5 protein-coding genes and 1 pseudogene are annotated in these 3,238 nt (G+C 66.9%); 3 read left to right on the plus strand and 3 right to left on the minus strand.

Features of this window, described 5'->3' with window-relative positions; translation table 11 throughout:
• Window positions 1–235: 235 nt before the first annotated feature.
• Window positions 236–424 (minus strand): annotated as a pseudogene (locus tag ABGB01_RS45750) (transposase); the annotation flags it as partial.
• A gap of 16 nt (window positions 425–440) precedes the next feature.
• On the opposite strand from ABGB01_RS45750, the gene ABGB01_RS45755 reads away from it, so the two are divergent.
• Together ABGB01_RS45755 and ABGB01_RS45760 are read left to right on the plus strand one after the other, a co-directional pair.
• Entirely contained in the window at window positions 441–1,295 is an 855-nt protein-coding gene (locus tag ABGB01_RS45755) for an ABC transporter permease (protein WP_347780600.1), read from the plus strand.
• Between the two features lie 99 nt (window positions 1,296–1,394).
• Window positions 1,395–1,988, plus strand: a complete 594-nt coding sequence (locus ABGB01_RS45760; RefSeq protein WP_347780601.1) for a hypothetical protein — start codon at window positions 1,395–1,397, stop codon at window positions 1,986–1,988.
• A gap of 57 nt (window positions 1,989–2,045) precedes the next feature.
• On the opposite strand, the gene ABGB01_RS45765 is transcribed toward ABGB01_RS45760, so the two are convergent.
• Window positions 2,046–2,576: a hypothetical protein gene (locus ABGB01_RS45765; protein WP_347780602.1), complete on the minus strand. Its 531-nt coding sequence runs from the start codon at window positions 2,574–2,576 to the stop codon at window positions 2,046–2,048.
• 109 nt (window positions 2,577–2,685) lie between these two features.
• Here ABGB01_RS45765 and ABGB01_RS45770 point away from each other — a divergent pair, with 109 nt between their 5' ends.
• Complete coding sequence (locus ABGB01_RS45770; protein WP_347780604.1) at window positions 2,686–2,904, plus strand: hypothetical protein; 219 nt, start codon at window positions 2,686–2,688, stop codon at window positions 2,902–2,904.
• 75 nt (window positions 2,905–2,979) lie between these two features.
• Here the strand turns inward: ABGB01_RS45770 and ABGB01_RS45775 are convergent.
• Window positions 2,980–3,238: transposase (locus tag ABGB01_RS45775; protein WP_347780606.1), on the minus strand; the 259-nt coding region annotated here is incomplete at its 5' end.

The raw sequence follows: 3,238 nt of genomic DNA on the forward strand, positions 1-3,238 counted from the left end.
CGGGAACGTCGCGAGCGGGCTGGGGACGCAGAGACATGACGGAACTCCTCCATGTTCTCGCGGCCCGGTGTTCCCAGCCTCCCTCCCGAACTGGGGATCATCAACCGGAATCGGCCAACAGAGTCGTAAACGAGGGGGATTCCCACGGTCGCCCGTGAGGCTTCCTGCTTCACAGCCGGTCGCCCGTCCGAGAGGACTCTCGTTGAGGTCTTACACCCGCTCCACAGGCGTTTCAGCTCTCCGCCAGCCCAGCGGCGAGCACGTTCTTGGCCGCGTTGACGTCCCGGTCATGGACCGCGCCGCAGGCACAAATCCACTCCCGGACGTTCAGCGGCATCTTCTCCTGCAGGGCCCCGCACTCCGAGCACAGCTTGGAGGAGGGGAACCAGCGGTCAACCGCCACCACGCTCCGCCCGTACCATGCGGCCTAGGCGGTAGTCATGGCGGCAGAGACCATCAGTGTCCGGGTGTCGGCCCGCAGCGCCGGTCACGACCTCCGGGCCGTCAAGATCGTGCTCCATAGGGAGATGCTGCGGTTCGCCAACGACCGCACCCGCATGTTGTCGATGCTCATGCAGCCCGTGTTGTGGTTGTTCATCATGGGCACGGGCCTGGGCTCGCTGGTGCAGGGTTCGATCCCCGGGATCGACTACCGCACGTTCATGTATCCCGGCATGATCTCCATGACCGTGATCATGACGGGCATGTTCTCCGCCGGGTCCATCGTGTGGGACCGCGAGTTCGGATTCCTCAGGGAGATGCTCGTCGCGCCCGTGTCGCGCGGCGCGATCGTGGTCGGCAAGTGCCTGGGCGGCGCCATCGTGGCCACCGGGCAGGGCGTCGTCATCCTCGCCATGGCGGGGCTGGTGGGCGTGCCCTACTCCCCCACGCTGTTCCTCACGCTGCTGGCGGAGATGTTCCTGGCGGCGTTCACGATCACGGCCTTCGGGGTGATGCTGGCCGCCCGGATGAAGAACATGCAGTCGTTCTTCGGGCTGATGCAGATGGCGATCATGCCGATGATGTTCCTGTCGGGGGCGATGTTCCCGCTGGCCAACCTGCCTTCGTGGCTGCACGTGCTGACCGTGGTCAACCCGATGACGTACGCGGTGGATCCGATGCGGCAGGCGGTCTTCTCCCATCTGGACGTGCCGGCCCAGGTGAACGCGGTGCTGAACCCGGGGGTGACGTGGTTCGGCCAGCAGGTGCCGGTGCTGCTGGAGCTGGGCGTCGTGGCCGCGCTCGGGGCGGCGCTGCTCGGCGTGGGCATCGCCCAGTTCAGGCGGGCCGAGTAGGACTGATTTTCGTATCCTGCTGCGGTCAGCCACTCACGGAGGGTAACTTTCCCGATGCGCGCGCGCTTTCAGCCCCGCCCCCCGAAAGGAGCCCATGCAATGCTGGATCTTTCCGAGCAGGTTCGTGACCTGGAGACCCGGGTCACGGCGCTCGAGCACGGTACATTCAGCGGCATGCCCGGCACCAGCGTCGCCGAACGCTTCAGCTCGCTGCACGATCGTGTGGACGTCGTAGGACAGAACGTCCTCACCAGGCTCGAGAAGTTCCGCGAGGAGGCGAACACCCGTTTCACGAATGTGGACGACCGCCTCAACGACCTCGATGACCAGATTCAGAACGTCAGGACGGAAATGGCGGACAACTTCGCCATCGTGAACTCCAAGGCCGCGCGGATGGAGCTGCAGATCGACAAGATCTACCAGCGGCTCGACTCACACGAGGCCCGGTTCGACCGTCTCGAGGCGTTCATGGGCAAGCAGGCCCGTGAGATCGACGACCGGTTCAAGTCCGTGGACGAGCAGTTCAAGGCCATGGACGAGCGCTTCACGGCCGTGGACGACCGGTTCAAGTCCGTGGACGAGCGGTTCGAGGCAGTGGACCGGCGATTCGACGCCGTCGACAGTGACATCGCGGACATCAAGTCCCTTCTTGTCCGCATCGACGCCAAGCTGCCCGGCCAGCAGCCCAACTAGGCCGAGACTGGAGCGGCCCCGGGCGGTGTGCCCGAGGCCGCTCCTCATCTCAGGCGGTCACCGTCGCACGCGGACGTAGTCCGAGCCTCTGGTGGCGCCGTAGGCGTCGTCGTCACCGCGGAAGACGAACCTCCAGTGACCCGACCGCCAGGCCTTGGCCTTGGTGTAGAGGCGGCCGCTGTCGCTGGACCAGGTCGTCTTCACGTACTGCCACGAGCGCGAGCCCAGCGGCTTGAAGTACAGCGACACCCGGCCCTGGTGTCCCTCCCAGGAGCCCTCGTCGTCGTTCTGCAGCAGACCCCTGATCCTCAGGTGAGTGCCGCGCTTGACCGGCTCGGGGTAGGCGTTGACGTTGATCAGCCGCGTGTCCGCCTTCTCGGGCGGCGGCTTGACGGTCACCCAGTCCGGGCGGCTGACCGTGCCTTTGACGCCGCGGGCGCCGTCGTACTCGGCGCGCCACCAGCCCGAGCTTCGCGCGGTGGCGGAGGCGTAGAAGCGGCCGTGGGGGCTGGTCCTGTCGCTCGTGACGTACGTCCACCGGTCAGAGCCTGCGGCCTTGAAGAAGATCTCCACCCGCTGGCCCGACACGCGGGCGCGGTCCTCGATCCGCAGGGAGCCGGAGAAGCGGAGCCTGTCGCCCTTGTCGACCCGGCCGGGGCGGGCGCCAAAATTGGCGATCTTGGTGTCGAGCAGCTTCTTGACGACCTCGAACGTCCCGCTGCGGGACGCGTCGCCGTCGCCGGTGGCGGAGGCTCTCCAGCCCCACTTGCCGAGGTTGCCGGCGTCGGCGGACTTCGTGCCGGTCCACTTCGTCCAGTTCCCGCGCTTGGCCGGCGTCAGGGTGACGGGCGTGTCGACGCTGACGTCGCCGGGCGCCTTGACCGTGAACGCGGCCTTCTCCGCGCCCTTGGTGTAGAAGGTCAGCTTCTCGGTTGTGAACGACCGAGCTTACAGCTCCTCGCCGTGCATGGGGTGCACGGTCTGGTCCGCGTCAGGCAGCGTGACTCACTGCCCAGCCCGTTTCACCGCGTGAGGCGATGTTGCGGGCTGCGTTGACGTCGGCGTGCTCAGCGAAGCCGCACGACGTGCAGGAGAAGGTTTCCTGGTCGGGCCGGTTGCGCCGGTCCACGTGCCCGCAGGCCGAGCACTGCTGGCTGGTGTAGGACGGGTCGACGTGGATGACGGCGACCCCGGCCCGGGCCGCCTTGTAGGAGATGAAGCTCCCGAGTCGGTGGAAGCTCCACGCATGC

This window comes from Nonomuraea sp. B5E05 (assembly GCF_039880665.1).
Lineage (GTDB): Bacteria > Actinomycetota > Actinomycetes > Streptosporangiales > Streptosporangiaceae > Nonomuraea.

Excerpts from the sequence above, each read along its gene's own strand:
- ABGB01_RS45755 (WP_347780600.1), top strand. The coding sequence starts at position 441 with ATGGCGGCAGAGACCATCAGTGTCCGGGTGTCGGCCCGCAGCGCCGGT.
- ABGB01_RS45760 (WP_347780601.1), top strand. The coding sequence starts at position 1,395 with ATGCTGGATCTTTCCGAGCAGGTTCGTGACCTGGAGACCCGGGTCACG.